The 16,368-nt window shown below is 42.4% G+C and carries 13 protein-coding genes and 1 riboswitch; of the genes, 8 read left to right on the top strand and 5 right to left on the bottom strand.

Going from position 1 to position 16,368, the window contains the following annotated elements:
• Window positions 1-295 precede the first annotated feature (295 nt).
• Window positions 296-1,837 (top strand): alanine/glycine:cation symporter family protein, encoded by a 1,542-nt coding sequence (locus tag OH460_RS20075; protein ID WP_186170417.1) that lies wholly within the window; start codon window positions 296-298, stop codon window positions 1,835-1,837.
• Window positions 1,838-1,980: 143 nt separating this feature from the next.
• Here the strand turns inward: OH460_RS20075 and OH460_RS20070 are convergent, their stop codons facing one another.
• Both OH460_RS20070 and OH460_RS20065 read right to left on the bottom strand, forming a co-directional pair.
• Window positions 1,981-2,226: a hypothetical protein gene (locus OH460_RS20070; RefSeq protein ID WP_269999275.1), complete on the bottom strand. Its 246-nt coding sequence runs from the start codon at window positions 2,224-2,226 to the stop codon at window positions 1,981-1,983.
• 322 nt (window positions 2,227-2,548) lie between these two features.
• Window positions 2,549-3,283, bottom strand: coding sequence for a chromosome partitioning protein ParA (locus OH460_RS20065; protein ID WP_048606944.1), 735 nt, complete (start codon window positions 3,281-3,283; stop codon window positions 2,549-2,551).
• 609 nt (window positions 3,284-3,892) lie between these two features.
• Window positions 3,893-4,012: riboswitch (glycine riboswitch) on the top strand.
• A 130-nt stretch (window positions 4,013-4,142) separates the two neighbouring features.
• Between OH460_RS20065 and OH460_RS20060 the strand changes: the two genes are divergently transcribed.
• The 4 genes from OH460_RS20060 to OH460_RS20045 all read left to right on the top strand — a co-directional run bounded on the left by OH460_RS20060 (window position 4,143) and on the right by OH460_RS20045 (window position 9,261).
• On the top strand, window positions 4,143-5,513 hold the full coding sequence (locus OH460_RS20060; RefSeq protein ID WP_116871972.1) for an alanine/glycine:cation symporter family protein: 1,371 nt from the start codon (window positions 4,143-4,145) through the stop codon (window positions 5,511-5,513).
• Window positions 5,514-5,839: 326 nt separating this feature from the next.
• Window positions 5,840-6,646 (top strand): winged helix-turn-helix domain-containing protein, encoded by an 807-nt coding sequence (locus OH460_RS20055; RefSeq protein ID WP_269999274.1) that lies wholly within the window; start codon window positions 5,840-5,842, stop codon window positions 6,644-6,646.
• Window positions 6,643-7,104 carry a hypothetical protein gene (locus tag OH460_RS20050; RefSeq protein ID WP_061032645.1) on the top strand — a complete coding sequence of 154 codons (462 nt, stop codon included), beginning with the start codon at window positions 6,643-6,645 and terminating at the stop codon, window positions 7,102-7,104. Before OH460_RS20055 ends, OH460_RS20050 begins: the two co-directional genes overlap by 4 nt.
• 675 nt (window positions 7,105-7,779) lie before the next feature.
• Window positions 7,780-9,261: an aerolysin family beta-barrel pore-forming toxin gene (locus OH460_RS20045; protein WP_269999273.1), complete on the top strand. Its 1,482-nt coding sequence runs from the start codon at window positions 7,780-7,782 to the stop codon at window positions 9,259-9,261.
• A gap of 118 nt (window positions 9,262-9,379) precedes the next feature.
• Here OH460_RS20045 and OH460_RS20040 read toward each other — a convergent pair whose 3' ends face one another.
• On the bottom strand, window positions 9,380-10,015 hold the full coding sequence (locus OH460_RS20040) for a LysE family translocator (protein ID WP_269999313.1): 636 nt from the start codon (window positions 10,013-10,015) through the stop codon (window positions 9,380-9,382).
• A 298-nt stretch (window positions 10,016-10,313) separates the two neighbouring features.
• Between OH460_RS20040 and OH460_RS20035 the strand changes: the two genes are divergently transcribed.
• The gene (locus OH460_RS20035; protein WP_269999272.1) at window positions 10,314-11,786 is read left to right on the top strand and encodes a carboxypeptidase M32; all 1,473 of its coding nucleotides are present in this window, start codon (window positions 10,314-10,316) and stop codon (window positions 11,784-11,786) included.
• 127 nt (window positions 11,787-11,913) lie between these two features.
• Here OH460_RS20035 and OH460_RS20030 read toward each other — a convergent pair whose 3' ends face one another.
• Together OH460_RS20030 and OH460_RS20025 are read right to left on the bottom strand one after the other, a co-directional pair.
• Window positions 11,914-12,915 (bottom strand): metal-dependent hydrolase, encoded by a 1,002-nt coding sequence (locus OH460_RS20030; protein ID WP_269999271.1) that lies wholly within the window; start codon window positions 12,913-12,915, stop codon window positions 11,914-11,916.
• A 225-nt stretch (window positions 12,916-13,140) separates the two neighbouring features.
• Complete coding sequence (locus OH460_RS20025; protein ID WP_269999270.1) at window positions 13,141-13,950, bottom strand: sulfite exporter TauE/SafE family protein; 810 nt, start codon at window positions 13,948-13,950, stop codon at window positions 13,141-13,143.
• A gap of 318 nt (window positions 13,951-14,268) precedes the next feature.
• On the opposite strand from OH460_RS20025, the gene OH460_RS20020 reads away from it, so the two are divergent.
• Entirely contained in the window at window positions 14,269-15,246 is a 978-nt protein-coding gene (locus OH460_RS20020) for a DUF1852 domain-containing protein (RefSeq protein ID WP_061032659.1), read from the top strand.
• A gap of 69 nt (window positions 15,247-15,315) precedes the next feature.
• On the top strand, window positions 15,316-16,344 hold the full coding sequence (locus tag OH460_RS20015; protein WP_114633623.1) for a methionine synthase: 1,029 nt from the start codon (window positions 15,316-15,318) through the stop codon (window positions 16,342-16,344).
• Window positions 16,345-16,368: the final 24 nt, after the last annotated feature.

The raw sequence follows: 16,368 nt of genomic DNA, 5'->3' as shown, positions 1-16,368 counted from the left end.
ATACCCAAAAGACGACAAAACACGAATTATTGTAAATTTATTGTAAAAATTTCTTTGACGGCATTAGTTTTATGTATAGGGTTATCAATAAGACGTGGTAAGCCGAATATCATAGTCTTATTGGTTCACGTGCCAAAAGGATCTCCATATAAAACGTGATTAGTAGTGATATTTATCTCGCATTTCGACTTGGCTACAGAGCATTTTGTCGCTATCGAAGAAATAAATAAGCTATTGAAATATAAGACAAACACAACATAAGCAAACATAAATTAATAAAAAGACAGGGAAAACCATGAAAAACATAAGAGAATTATTTTTTGGGTTTATATTATTGTTTAGTTCCAGTGCATTTGCAGAAGAAGGATCATTTAATCAAGCTATCAGTAACTTAAGCAAAAGTGTTGATGGATTTTTCAACGACTACACAGGATGGTTCGTTGGACTCATATTTAAAAGTGTACCGGTTGGCGAAGCCAACTTCCCTATTATTGTTGGCTGGTTATTACTCGCTGCGTTGATCTTTACTGTTTACTTTGGCTTCGTCCAATTTAAGCGAGTCGGTATGGCTGTAGATATCATTAGAGGCAAGTACACAGACCCTAACTCAAAAGAAGACGGCGAAGTTTCCCATTTTCAAGCTTTAACTACTGCCCTTTCTGGAACCGTCGGTCTTGGTAACATCGCAGGTGTAGGTGCTGCACTCGCCATTGGTGGCCCTGGTGCAACATTCTGGATGATTTTGTGTGGCCTTCTTGGTATGGCTTCAAAATTCTGTGAGTGTACGTTAGGTGTGAAATACCGAACTATCTTACCGTCAGGTGTGGTTTCGGGTGGTCCAATGTACTACCTGAGCCAAGGCCTAGGTGAGCGCGGATTGGGTGGACTGGGTAAAGCACTTGCGATCGGCTTTGCACTGATGTGTATCTTGGGTTCACTTGGTGGCGGTAACATGTTCCAAGCTAACCAAGCTCATGCAATGCTAACGTATGCCTTTGATATCCCAAGTGAGTACGGTGTTATCACTGGCCTTGTACTAGCTGCTTTAGTTTTCTCTGTGATTGTTGGTGGTATGCCTTCTATTGCATCGGTAACAGAAAAAGTGGTTCCTTGGATGGCTGCGCTATATATCGGTATGGCTGTAGTTGTTATCGGTTCTAACCTTGATCAAGTTGGCCCTGCTTTCAGCGCAATCTTTACAGGTGCATTTACTGGCGAAGGTGTTGTTGGTGGATTCATTGGTGCGTTAATTCAAGGCTTGAAGCGTGCAACCTTCTCGAACGAGGCAGGTGTTGGTTCTGCGGCAATTGCTCACTCAGCGGTAAAAACAAAAGAGCCAATTACTGAAGGCTTAGTGTCACTACTAGAACCGTTCGTTGATACCGTAATCATATGTACGATGACAGCATTGGTTATCACTATCGCTGGCCTAAACACAGGTCCATTCGATGGTTCAGGTTTAACAGGTGTAACTCTAACTGCGGCGTCGTTTACTGAAACTGCAGGTTTCTTCAAATACACCTTAGCACTAGCCGTTATCATGTTTGCATTTTCTACTATGATTTCTTGGTCGTACTACGGTCTTAAAGCATGGACTTACCTATTCGGTGAAGGAAAGGCTACGGAACTGGTTTTCAAAGTGATGTTCTGTGTGTTCGTTGTGATTGGTGCAACAATCCAATTTGGTGCGGTAATCGACTTCTCTGATGCAGCTATCTTTGCGATGTCTATCTTTAACATCCTAGGTCTATACTTCTTGATGCCTGTTGTTAAGAAAGAATTGCAATCATTCGTTGCTCGTGTGAAATCAGGTGAAATCAAAACGTATGAGAAATAACGTTTAGTGGAATGAGGTTTTGCTCTAGTAGCTAACTGGATTCTAAGAAACGATACAGCTCTATAAACGAAACTGTTCTAAAAATTTTTGTAAGACCCTTTGCTTGAGAAAGCGAGAACAGGACTGCAACTTATCCAAAATCCCTACCAGCTTGGCTTGTGGGGATTTTTTATGTCTGAATGATTAGGCGAATAACTACCCTCGATGCCCTGCTCACACTTTTCACCCTTTTCACTCTTTTCACTCTTTTCACTCTTTTCATCATCGTGTTCAACATCGACACGACGAACCAACTCTTCTACTTCGATCATCTCTTTTTGCGCTAATGGAGAGCGACAATCATCGAAACAATAAGCTATGGTGCAGTTCTCACAAAGATACTCTGGCATCACTCCATCCCTTGTCGTCAAAGCAGCCAAATGCGAGCGAGCAATCGACTGCGTGTTCATCCTGAACAACACTATTATGCAGCGACTCTGATCTGAAAATATGTATGCAAAGTCATTTAATAGACAACAAGTGACATATCATTGTCGATATACGTAACTCTTCACAAATATCTAAGCAAACAATGAAAACACGTAAATAATCAATAATGAGAAAGCACCGGATCTATGCTCTCGACAAACGCAAAACGCCCACATCATGTGTGTGATGTGGGCGTTTCAATATTTACTGTAAAACTAACGTTAGGCTGGTAAAGCCTTCGACTTATAGACCCATCTCTTCGGTTAGCGTTTTGATCTGCTTGAGGTCCATGGTGTGGACTTCAATCATTTGTCTGATATCACTCAGTCGAGAGTTAGCGTTATCTTGCTTCTCACACGCGTCAGATTTCGCATCCCATGATGTGCCATCTAAGTAAACATCACACGCTTTCTTAAGAGAGCCAAGGTTCTGCTCGAGTTGGTCTCTTTCTTTCTCAAGTTTTTCAAGTTCTTGAGAAATCTGTAATTCTTTTCGGAAAACTTCACGCGAACGCTCAAACAAAGTCGATTGCATGTCAGCTTGACGATTAAGTTTCTGGTTGTCTTGCTGAGTTTGCTCTAACGTTTGCTTCTGTTCATTTAGCTGTTGCTCTAACGAGTAGTTCGCCTTCTCTAAAACCGAAGACTGCTTGGCTAATTCTTGGAGTTCTTTTTGATGCTCCTCCGTTTGTTTCACTAGAGCAGCTTCTACTTTCGCATCGATTTCGGTATCAACTTTTGCCACTTTAGTTTCAACGGATGTCATCAACTGTGCTCTGCTGTCATGCAGTTCTTGATAACGAGTTTCGAGTACCTGATAAGTGGACTCCCACTTTGAAGCCGTAACTGTAGAACCGATTAAGCCACCCAGTGCTAAACCTATAACCGCAGCAATGCCGATATAGAGCTGACTGCGCTTATCGCGTTCTTCAATAACAACCACTTCATCTTGTTCGCTTTGTCCAGATTGCTGGTTCACTAGCGGGTACTCCCAAAAATTTGTTTAACGTTACGCGGTCACTGACACGAATGCCAATACTGATAGTGTAGGCTCAGTTAAACCTATCGCTTAAGCCAGAAGCACTTAAGCTCTGCTAACACATTCATCCCACCTGTTTACAGGCAGGGTTAACGAGTTAACTCCGAAATCATCAAGCTGGCAGTATACAAAAGGAAGCTGCTAACGATAACTATCACTACCCATTTTTGCAGTTTTTCGTTTGTCCGGTAACGAAATAGTACAAATGCCAAAGCCAATAAAAAAACAATCGCTATTAGTCGAGTCATAACTCCTCCTTGTTTCTCTATTTTATACCATTTAAATAAGCAAGTTACGTCAGAGACTCGTTGTTTGATCATTTAGTTGAACAACATTTGTGCAAACAGATATTTTGTAGCTGACATCACATTTTATATGATCTAGGATACGCCTACAGATTACCTAATTATTTAGGTAATTGTTCCGATGAAGACTGCAGGAGAGTGGTTTTTAACTAAACTTTAACATTTAGTTAGATTGACCCGCCGAAGAAGTAAATCTTTCAGGTGCTTTATGCTGGAGAAATCCAGAAAAGTGAGGACTGTCGTTGGAGGAACCTCTGGAGAGAACCGTTAGATCGGTCGCCGAAGGAGCAAGCTTAGTGCCCGTTACTTATCTGTAAGTGATTCGCTAAGTGAAACTCTCAGGCAAAAGGACAGAGGAGTGGAAAGCAACAAGCCTTAATTAACAAAAGAATTCTATCTAGAAATCCGTATGTATTAAGTAGTGCTACCGATCCCTGTGATCTGCACTGCCTTCCCTCTTCTCCTTAAATTTTTTAATTTATTAAGGGGAATCTATGAACCACCTACAAGCTACACTACAAACCATCAACCAATTCGTTTGGGGACCACCACTGCTTATTCTGCTAGTGGGTACAGGTATCTACTTTACTTTTCGCTTAGGCTTACTCCAGTTTAGACACCTCCCAACTGCACTGAAAATGGTATTCAGCAAAGACAAATCTGGTACGGGTGACGTATCGAGTTTCGCAGCTTTGTGTACTGCACTTTCAGCAACCATTGGTACAGGTAACATCGTTGGTGTAGCGACCGCAATCAAGATTGGTGGCCCTGGTGCGCTATTCTGGATGTGGCTTGCCGCAGTATTTGGTATGGCGACCAAATACGCAGAATGTCTACTTGCCGTTAAATACCGCAGAACCGATAGCAATGGCGAAATGGTTGGCGGCCCTATGTACTACCTTCAATACGGTGTTGGCTCAAGAATTTTGGCGGTAATGTTCGCTGTGTTCGCTTTGGGTGTTGCCTGTTTCGGTATCGGTACCTTCCCACAAGTCAATGCTATCTTGGACGCAACTGAAATCTCATTTGGCGCTTCACGTGAGATGTCTGCTGTTGTCCTAACGATATTGGTAGCAGTAGTGACGCTTGGTGGTATTCAATCTATCGCTAAGGTGGCAGGAAAAGTGGTTCCGACCATGGCGGTTATGTACATCGTTGCGTGTTTGAGCGTTCTGGTTTCAAATGCAGACCAACTACTGAATGCCATTACCCTTGTTGTTACCTCTGCGTTTACCAACACAGCAGCAACAGGCGGTTTCTTTGGTGCGAGCATCATGCTTGCTATTCAATCGGGTATTGCTCGTGGTGTATTCTCTAATGAATCAGGTCTAGGTAGCGCACCCATGGCTGCGGCGGCTGCAAAAACAGATTCATGTGTGAAGCAAGGTCTTGTCTCTATGACAGGTACCTTCTTCGACACCATCATTATTTGTACGATGACAGGTTTGGCGCTTATCTTAACCGGTGCTTGGCAGACTGACCTTTCTGGTGCTGCAATGACCACTCATGCATTTGCTATTGGTCTGAATGCAGACACGCTCGGCCCTATGCTGGTTTCTGTTGGTCTAATCTTCTTTGCGTTTACTACGATTTTAGGTTGGAACTACTACGGCGAGCGCTGTGTTGTTTTCTTGCTAGGTACTAAAGCAGTCCTACCTTACAAGATTATCTTCATTGCGTTGGTGGCTTCTGGTGCATTCTTGAAGCTCGACATGATCTGGATAATGGCAGATATCGTGAACGGCCTGATGGCAATTCCAAACCTAATCGGCCTTATCTTGCTACGCCACGTCGTTATCGAAGAAACTAAGCTGTTTTTCAAACCATTATCTTCTTCTAGTGATTATAAAACTGTAAAAGCCTAATCGAGATAAATTGCAAAATAAAAGCCAAAGCCCACAATCAAATGTGGGCTTTTTATTACCTAAGTAAATAAAAAATTTAATTAACTAAAAGATTACTTAAAATAATTACCCCAAATATTATAAGACCTTTTAAATAGCAACTCGCACTAATAAAACGAAAGCTTAATTAGTCATTACTTATATTTAATGATTGTTAAATATTATGTATTTTCAAGAAACCAAAAAAATTCAAGAAAAAGCAACATGTGGCTTTTATTCATATATAAGTCAGTTTATAGTCGCTAACATTGTTGAGATAATTATAATAAAAATAAAACGTTGGCTATATGATCAAATTTGACCCTATAACAAATCGTATTTATAACGACGATCGTTCCATTAAAATTGGATATCGAGAAACACGAGTCTTAGAGCTTCTTCTTAAACACGCGCCCGATATTGTGAGTAAGCAAGATATTATTAACTACGCTTGGGGTAACGAATTCATAGGGGATACTTCTCTCGCGAAAAGTATCAGCTTGCTGCGGCAAAAGTTCGTTAAGCTTGGGACCAAAGATTCACCAATAGTGACAGTTCCAAAGGTCGGTTACCGCCTCATAGACCATTGTGTTTGTATCGAATCTACTGTGGACGATACAAGCATTACTGCGCCTGAAGATACAACTCCGCCGTTACCTTTACCTTTACCTGACAGTGAAGTTAAGGCGACCTCAGGCGAAAAACACAATGGAACCCAAACACTGTCCGTCTATCGTAAAATTGCCTATTCAAAGAATCTTGTGTGCTATTTTACTGCTAGCGTGCTGTTAGCAGCATCAATCGCGTTGGCATTCAGTAAGTTTCACGACAAGAGTCTCCATGAAGTAAAACCATCAGACCGACTGACCGAGTATTGGATAGGCCAACTACAAATATTTCAAGACCCTCAAATGACGCTAACCCCAGAGTTGAAAAGGCTTCTTACCAAGTATCAATGTGACTGTATTGCTTATATCAGTGAAGAACCTGGTTATTCTGAACTTGCGATACTCAATAAAGTAACTCGTAAATCAGTGAATATTTTTTACAACCCATCACAACTGGACAAAGCCAGTAAAGAGATCGAGCTATTCCTAGAAAGGGGGTCATTATGATGCCATTTATTGCCGTCTTCTCCGCACTAATCTTGTTTGCAAGCGTATGGAGTATTCCTGATTCTCACAAACTTGAAGATCACAGTTACCAACATAGTATGATCGATTTACTCGCTGAAGATAACGTATTACGAAGCGATGGATTCACTAAAATTAGGGACAACAAAGTTCTGCATATAGTCTCCATTCAAGACGACAAAATACCAAACCCTATCGTTCTTCGCTTCCAGGGAAATGTGGGATACTCTAAGTCATTCAGTTTTGCGATTGCTGGCACGATAGACTTACTGTCTGTACAGAAGATAAATGAGGCAATGAATGACAACTTGTTATCGCCATATCTTTTGTTGAACAATGACCCATTGACATTGAATATTGATATTTTGAGCACCAATGAAGCATTTGCCATTATTCGGAGTTGCAATACAGGACGTACCCAGCTTTTAGCTAAACGCTGACTTCTACTGTTAACCCGTAATAAATTCTCTTCAAACCATATTTTATTAAAATGGATTTCGACTCAGTTCGAAATCCTCCCCTCTTCTTCTATCCCTTATTTAGCTAACTTTCCATCCTTAAAACTAACACGTCTCATAATTGAAAAATCCTCTATATTAGACTTTTTCGATTCGAAATACATTGTCACGTCACAATACGATATAGCAAAAAAATTGAAGTAAGATCTCATTATTAGTCCCAATTAAATACCCATAGGAACGACTTAGTATTATTTCCAAATAATATGTTTGAGAATAATTATCGGTCAATAACGTCCATCGTTCATTTTCATCACCCATGCCGACCCATCATTCACAACGACGCTTATTATTTGGTAATCCATGGTAAACCACGGAAACACCTTTAACGTCAAAACCAAATTAACGCACATCGAATCCTAAAAAAGTTTCATTTTTCTAAATTAATTATGAAGTGTGCCGAGAAAATCTCTCTTCATTGCATCAAAGTTTCATAAAATATTAACAAAGCCATCTCAAGCCATTGATTTATAACAATAAATTTATTCAATCATTTTCAGTATCGTTATTTTTATCATTATGGAAAAGTGAAATGGTCCTGTGTAAGCAAGGCAAAACAGCATTACCAATATAAAAAAGAAAATGAGGGGATTATTAGTGATCAGTAAAAATAAAAGTATCTTGGCAGCGGCAGTGCTGTCTGTACTATCGACCGGAGTAAACGCGAAAATCTACCCAGATCAAATCGTGCGTGACAATTTAGGCGATGATGTTTGTCGCTCAGGTTATCGCCCTTTAGACCACTTTGAAGCAGAAGAGCATAAAAACTCACTACTACCGCGCATGGGCACTTGGGATATTGTTGGCCTGAAAGACAACTGGGTAATTATGGGGCCGGGTTATCACGGGCTAATCAAACAAGATACGCCAAACGATAAAACCTTCTGTTATCCGAATGATGACCAATCAGAGATTCCAACCATCTCAGGTAAATCGGTGCCAGAAGGCGATGAAATTGACGTCGAGTATGGCCTAGTCACTGATCGAACAGACTTTATATATCCGCTAAGTTACTTAGCTCATAACCTTGGATACGCTTGGGTTGGCGGCAATAACGGCACTTATGTCGGCGAAGATATGGTCATAAATCGTTCTGGCGATCGTTGGGTTATTCAAGGAAACAACAACGGCTCTTGTAGTGGCTACCGTTGTGGCGAAAAAACACAAATCATCGTTGATAACTTTACCTACACAGTTAACGATGACAACTTCTCGCACGGTGAGGTGACGGAGTCAGACCGTGAACTCATAAAGACCGTTTTCGCAACCGCTAGAAACTATAGCGATATTGCGCAGCAAGTTGTCGTTGACTTAAAAGTCGATGAGTCGACAAATTGGTCCAAGACAAATAGCTACGGCTTTTCTGAAAGCGTTTCCACTGAGAATACGTTCAAATGGCCTTTAGTTGGCGATACTAAGCTCACCATCAAGTTTGAAGCGAATCAAAGCTTCGCAAACACGAATGGCGGCTCTTCAAGTGAGACGGTAACACTTCAAGCTCGTCCAATGGTTCCTCCTCACTCTGAGATCCCAATTAAAGTCGAGCTGTACCGTTCAACTATCTCGTACCCATACCAATTTAACGCTGATATTGCTTACGACGTGCAATTCAATGGTTTCCTTCGCTATAGTGGCAACGCATGGCATACGCACCCTGGAAACCGCCCGACTATCGGACATACGTTCACTATGGGTCGTGCGAGTGACCATTCTGCTGACATTCGTTATCAATGGGACCACCGCTACATTCCAGGAGAGACAAAATGGTGGGATTGGGGTTGGGCGATTAAAGAAGCCGGTCTATCAAACATGCAATGGGCAACAAGTCATAGCTTACGTCCATTCCACTCCTACGTGTCGGGAGATTTTTACGCAGAATCTCAATACGCTGGTACAATCGAAATTGGCCAAGCTAAACCAATCAGTGCTGATGGTCGAAGCGCACGAAGCAGTATTGAAGGCGAAAACCAGACGACCGAACATCTTGGTGGCATTGATGTAACGACCAACTTTGATGCTCAAGAACTGAGTGATCTAGGCTTTGAAGGCGCTGAGTTCAACGTTCGTTTAGCTGACTAATATACCCATCTACATACACGGTAATAGGACACCTGCCGTGTATGACGACAAAGCCCACGCTAATTGGTCACAATAACCTAGCGCGGGATTTCATACGTTCATCACGAAGCAGAACTAACTAAACCGGCTTTTCCATGAGAAGCTTAACGCCCAGCCCCACCAGCACTATGCCAGTCACACCTTCCATCCACTTCATAAAGCTCGCATTCTTTAGCAAATTTTTAGCCGAGTTAAGTGCACCAGCCAAGCCACATTGCCACAGCATAGCAATCATGAAGTGTACTGAAGCCATCAACATAGATTGTAATAACGGCGAACCTTCAGGGTTTACGAACTGAGGCAGAAAAGCCAAATAGAAAACCGCTGTTTTCGGGTTAAGCACATTAGATAAGAAACCTTCACGCAAAGAACGTTTTGCGCTGTAGGCTTGATGAGTTTGCTCGCCAACCTTCAGCCCGCCACCATTTTTCATCAAAGCGCGTAAACTGCTTAAGCCAAGCCAGATTAAATAAACGGCACCCACCATTTTTACGGCTTGAAATAGCTCAGCGGATTGGGCAAGAATCGCAGAGATACCCACAGCAGAGAAAAAGGCGTGCACATATAAGCCACTACAGATACCAAAGCTCGTCATACAACCGTCAGCTAAGCCAGAGCGACTGGTATTACGAATCACCAATGCCGTATCCAAGCCTGGTGTTAACGTTAAAATCGTGATGGCAATTAGAAATGCCTCAAAGTTCAAAATATCCATATTATTGTCATTCATGTTAAGCGATCTATCATCAATACCGTGTATCTGAAAAATTCGCAAGCAACAATTGCCACCAGCTATACAAGTCACTGATTTTGTGCACAATGGTACAGTTTAATTTGTTAAGAAATAGTAAATTCAAGGCATCGTACCGCCTCACGCTTTTCTCGCTATATCTTCGACTACGAAGGTCAGCGCCATTAAAAAGCAGAGCCATAATCAAAGTACATGAGAGATGAAACTTAACGCTGACGCGGCCCTAAGGATCATTTAAAGAAACCAAATTAAGAGTAGTCAAATGAGCGCATTCAAAAAACTAGTCGAACACTCTCAAAAATGTTCACGCTTTCAACACCTAGCCTCTATCTGTGGCTGGGATCAAGCTTCCATGATGCCTGCCGGTGGTAACCAAGCGCGTAGCGAAGCGATGGCCGAGCTTTCGGTTCATATTCACGGCTTGATGACTCAGCCACAGCTGGCCGATTGGATCTCTGACGCTGAAAACGAAGATCTGAATGGTGAACAACAATCATCGCTTCGTGAAATTAAACGCCAATGGCAGCAAGCCAACCTACTTCCTGAAAAGTTGGTTGAAGCTAAGTCGTTAGCGGGTTCAAAGTGTGAACATGCGTGGCGCAGCCAACGTGGTAACAACGATTGGGTTGGGTTTGAAAAGAACTGGCGGGAAGTGGTTGAGCTATCACGTGAAGAAGCACAGATCCGCGCCGATGCCGCAAACTTAACACCTTATGATGCGATGCTGGATATCTACGAACCGGGTACCAGTTCAGCATCATTAGACATCTTATTTGCGGATGTGAAAACTTGGCTGCCAAGCCTTATTGATGAAGTACTCGAAAAGCAGTCTAGTGAGCAATTTAATGCTCCAAACGGCTTTTATGCTGCAGAAAAACAAAAAGCGCTTGGTTTAGAAGTGATGAAATTACTTCAGTTTGACTTTGAACACGGCCGATTAGATGAAAGTGTTCACCCTTTCTGTGGTGGTGTTCCTACCGACGTACGCATCACAACCAGATATGACGAAGCTGAATTCGTTCAAAGCTTAATGGGCATCGTCCACGAAACAGGTCACGCACGTTATGAGCAAGGCTTACCTAAATACCTAGCAGGCCAACCTGCCGGTCAAGCTCGCTCTATGGGTATTCATGAATCTCAGTCTTTGTTCTTCGAGATGCAAGTTGGCCGCAGCGACCCGTTCATCGGGCACTTAGCCAACCTAGCAGGACAACAGTTCTCAGGCTCTGAATTTGAGAAAGATAACTTCCAGAAGATCTACACTCGCGTGAAGAAAGACTTCATCCGTGTTGATGCCGATGAACTGACCTACCCTGCGCACGTGATCTTACGTTACGAGATTGAGCGTGACCTGATAAACGGCAAAATCAAACATACTGATGTTCCTGAACTTTGGAACACTAAAATTCAGTCTTACCTTGGTTTAAGCACTCAAGGCAACTTCACTAACGGTTGTATGCAAGACATCCACTGGACCGACGGCGCATTTGGTTACTTCCCATCTTACACATTAGGTGCGATGTACGCGGCTCAGTTCATGGCTTCAATGAAGAAAACGGTTGATGTGAACTCAGTGATTGAAAGCGGTGACCTATCCCCTATCTTCACTTGGTTAGAGTCGAACATCTGGAGCAAAGGCAGCCTACTAAGCACTGATGATTTGGTGAAAGGCGCAACAGGCGAAACTTTGAATGCGCAATACTTCAAAGATCATTTGAGAAGTCGTTACCTTTAGTATTCTCAAAAAAGAGCGTTCTAGCAAAGAAAGCTAAGTAATAGACCAATAAAAAAGGTTGAGCAGACTACTGACTCAGCCTTTTTCATAGGAAAATGGATCTATAATATCCTATAGATTCAGAGCTTTACTTACCTTTCAACATATCTAAAAAGGTCTGCCTGGACTCAGGTGTGTTATCCCTGTGGGTTTCGTATTTTATATGTGTGTCTGCATCGGCAGATTGAGACAACTTGATACTCCAAAGCGCTTTGAGTTGGTTCGGTACAATTGAATATCGAACATCGATAACACGCAGATCATCCATTGGATCTTGTGCCACGTAACCATTTGAGAACCAGCGAAAACGCTCAATGTCTTTTGCTTGCTGTGAATTGAGGTCAAGCCAGGGGAAATCCTGACTAACATTCAGTTTAACGATCGAATCACCAGGATAAGTTTTAACGGAGGTGCCGACTCGAACAGCATCTACGTAGTATCGAGATTCTGTTTCGTACACCACTTTCCACACTAAGATATTCGCAAAGCTCGGCTTGGCTTCTAACCGAATAGGAGTATGTTGGCGTTCTTGTGCTAATAGCCATCCTATCGCTTCTGCTCTATCCCTTTGTATCATGCCCAACGTCGGATAAATCAAAGCCCATAGAAACGCAACACGCGCTAACCAAGGGGCTCGCTTACATGTTGCGAACACAAGCAATATTAAGATGGGAAGTGTATAAACAGGATCGATAATCGAAATGGTATTCCAAGCATAACGTTCATTGGTGAGCGGCCAGAACAGTTGAGTGCCATACGTAGTACAAGAATCGAGTAAAGCATGTGTGCCATAACCTAACGCGCAATACAGCCAACTCTGTTTAAACGAGAGACCACGCCTTTTTGCAATCAAAGGGTACAAAACCAGAGCGCAAATCAAGCTGCCAATAGGAATAAATAGAAGTGAATGGGTAAACTGTCGATGGAACTCCAATGCGAGTAAAGGATCACTTTCCGATCGAATAAACGCATCTAAATCTGACGACATTCCAGAGAGCAAACCTAGAAGCCCTGCGACCACCAAGTGTTGCTTTTTACTCGCCGATTGTGACAAAGAAGCGCCTAGCACGCCCTGCGTTAACGGATCCATAAATCACCCACGTTTAGCATTCCCTTGAACTGAACAAGTACATTTAGCTATAGCAGTGGATTGTCATAACCAAATGATTTTATCAATATACTCATGTACATAGCTGTATAAGCATAGACCGATAAACAAAAAAAGAGCAGTTATGAAACTGCCCTTTTCTCATTATTGGTGGTTGATCAATTTATTCGGTTTTGCTCTATATATTGATACTTGAACGATCTTCAATTAACGAGCCACCATACTTGTCGCGATAACAACCAACAGTACTGAGAAGATCTTCTTGATAGTTGGAACGGGTAAATGGTTTGTTGCTTTTGCACCTAAAGGTGCGGTGAACCAAGACGTGCACACAATACCCAGCAGCGCAGGCAGATAAACAAAGCCAGCAAAACCGTCGGTTAGCGCAAAGTGGCTGCTACCCGAAGTGATGTAACCTATCGAGCCAAATAGCGCGATCACAATGCCACAAGCCGACGCGCAGCCAATCGCCTTTTTCATATCGACCGAAAAGAACGTTAATAGCGGGACCAGCAATGCACCGCCACCAATCCCTATCATTGCAGACAAGCCGCCAGTAATGGTCGTCAGAACCGTTAATACACCTTTATTCGGTAGCTTTCGTTCTTTGGGTGCGTCATTTTTGCTGCTTAAGAACATCTTGATCGCAATAAGAACCACGCTCACGGCAAACACAATACGAACAACTTTCTCGGGCAACAGAGCCGCCATAAAGCCACTAATCAGTGCGCCCAGAGCAACACCAAGCATGATCCAAGGCGCAATATTCCAAGGCACATTTCCATTCTTATGGTGAGCTAGCGCAGAAGAAGTTGAAGTAAATAGAATCGAGGCCAGCGAAGTGGCAATTGCAGCAACAACCACTTGGTCAGATGGTAAAACATCTAAATACAGTAAAATGCTGCTTAGCACCGGCACAATGATCAGCCCTCCGCCAATGCCTAACAAACCGGCTAGAAACCCAACACCACTGCCTAATAACGCACAGTAGAAAATCAACAACAGCAATTCACTCATTTCATCCATCTCTTAATTAAATTAATTGTCTTAAATAACACACAATTAATGTGGTTATATTTCCATCACGATAATTAATATAACTGACACCAGCTTTGATTTTCAAACAGATAGATCATGAATATTCCTCATGTTGATTGTGAAGTAATACCATTGTTAATCAAAGCTCTGTCCAAGTATAAAAATACTGAGCGAATAACTTAATACAAATTCTTAAACGAAATAGCCAACACTCTTAATACGGTTACAAGCGAAAATAACGCAGTGATATAAAAGACCGAGAGTAAGTCAGACAACGAATTGGGAAGTCAGAACAGTATGAATAACGAATTTAATTTTACGATTAAGAGCATCAGCCTCGACGAAAACTACACACCCGCAGACAGTACACGTATCACAACAAACTTTGCTAACTTGGCTCGCGGTGAAAGCCGCCAAGCGAACTTACGTAACGCTTTACAGATGATTGATAATAGCTTCAATGCCTTAGCTCATTGGGATAACCCTAAGGGCGACCGCTACTCTGTTGAGCTTGAAATCATTTCTGTTGATATGGACATTGAAAGCAACGGCGAAGCATTCCCTTCAATTGAAGTGCTAAAAACCAATATTCTGGACCACAAAACGAATGAGCGCATTGAAGGTATTATCGGGAATAACTTCTCTTCTTATGTTCGAGATTATGATTTCAGCGTATTACTTTTAGATCACAATAAAGGCCAAGATAAATTCAGTATTCCAGCCGATTTTGGTGATTTGCACGGCAAGCTGTTTAAATATTTCGTTAACTCTCAAGCGTACAAAGAGAACTTTAAGAAACCACCTGTTATTTGTTTGAGTGTTTCAGATAATAAAACCTATTACCGAACTGAAAATCAACACCCTGTATTAGGCTTTGAATACCAACCTAACGAGTCTTCTTTAACTGAACAATATTTCAAGAAGATGGGATTACAGGTTCGTTATTTCATGCCGCCAAATAGTGTTGCTCCTCTGGCTTTCTATTTCTTTGGTGATCTGCTGAACGATTACTCTAACCTAGAGCTTATCAGCACCATCAGTACCATGGGTACGTTCCAGAAAATCTACCGCCCTGAAATCTACAACGCGAATGCTGTTGCAGGTAACTGTTACCAACCAAACTTGAAAAACTTGGATCACTCACTGACTCAAATCGTGTATGACCGTGAAGAACGAAGCAAGCTAGCTGTTGAACAAGGTAAGTTCGCAGAAGAAAACTTCATTAAGCCATATCAGTCGGTACTAGAAAACTGGTCTGCCAACTACGCGCTGTAATCGTTCGATTTTACTCGCAATAGGAAACATACGCTCCACTTTTGGAATCTAAGGACAGGCAGAATTATTATGAAAACACTATTACCGACTTCAACAGCAGGCAGCTTGCCTAAGCCGTCTTGGCTAGCACAGCCAGAAACACTTTGGTCTCCATGGAAACTGGAAGGCGATGAACTCACAGACGGCAAACAAGATGCGCTGCGTGTGTCTCTGCATGAACAACAGCAAGCAGGCATCGATATCGTGAGTGATGGCGAACAAACCCGCCAACACTTTGTAACGACCTTCATTGAACACTTGAATGGTGTTGATTTTGAAAAGCGTGAAACCGTTAAGATCCGAGATCGTTACGATGCAAGTGTACCGACAGTGGTTGGCCCAGTTTCTCGTCAGAAATCCGTGTTTGTTGAAGATGCGAAATTCTTACGTCAGCAAACCGACCAACCGATCAAATGGGCTCTGCCAGGGCCTATGACCATGATAGATACACTTTACGATGCCCATTACCAAAGCCGTGAAAAACTGGCGTGGGAATTTGCGAAGATCCTCAACGAAGAAGCGAAAGAATTAGAAGCTGCAGGCGTTGATATTATTCAGTTCGATGAGCCAGCATTTAACGTGTTCTTTGATGAAGTGAATGATTGGGGTATCGCTTGTTTAGAAAGGGCCATTGAAGGGCTTAAATGCGAAACCGCAGTACACATTTGCTATGGCTACGGCATCAAAGCAAACACAGATTGGAAGAAGACATTAGGCACTGAGTGGCGCCAGTACGAAGAGGTATTTCCTAAGCTGCAGCAATCGAATATCGATATTATCTCTTTAGAGTGTCACAACTCCCATGTACCACTTGAACTGCTTGAACTAGTGCGAGGCAAGAAAGTCATGGTCGGTGCGATCGATGTGGCAACCGATTCGATTGAAACACCAGAAGAAGTGGCTAGTACTCTAAGAGAAACACTTAAGTATGTCGATGCAGACAAGCTCTATCCTTGTACTAACTGCGGCATGGCTCCCCTACCTCGCGAAATTGCCTCAGCGAAGCTCAATGCGCTAAGTGCTGGCGCAGAGATAGTTCGTAAAGAGCTTTCAGCGTAACGACTAATCTAAATAGAAAAGCTA

Source organism: Vibrio sp. Makdt, from assembly GCF_027587015.1.
Lineage (GTDB): Bacteria > Pseudomonadota > Gammaproteobacteria > Enterobacterales > Vibrionaceae > Vibrio > Vibrio chagasii_B.
The sequence above is the reverse complement of the archived record's forward strand: the minus strand, read 5'-3'. Positions and strand labels throughout refer to the sequence as shown.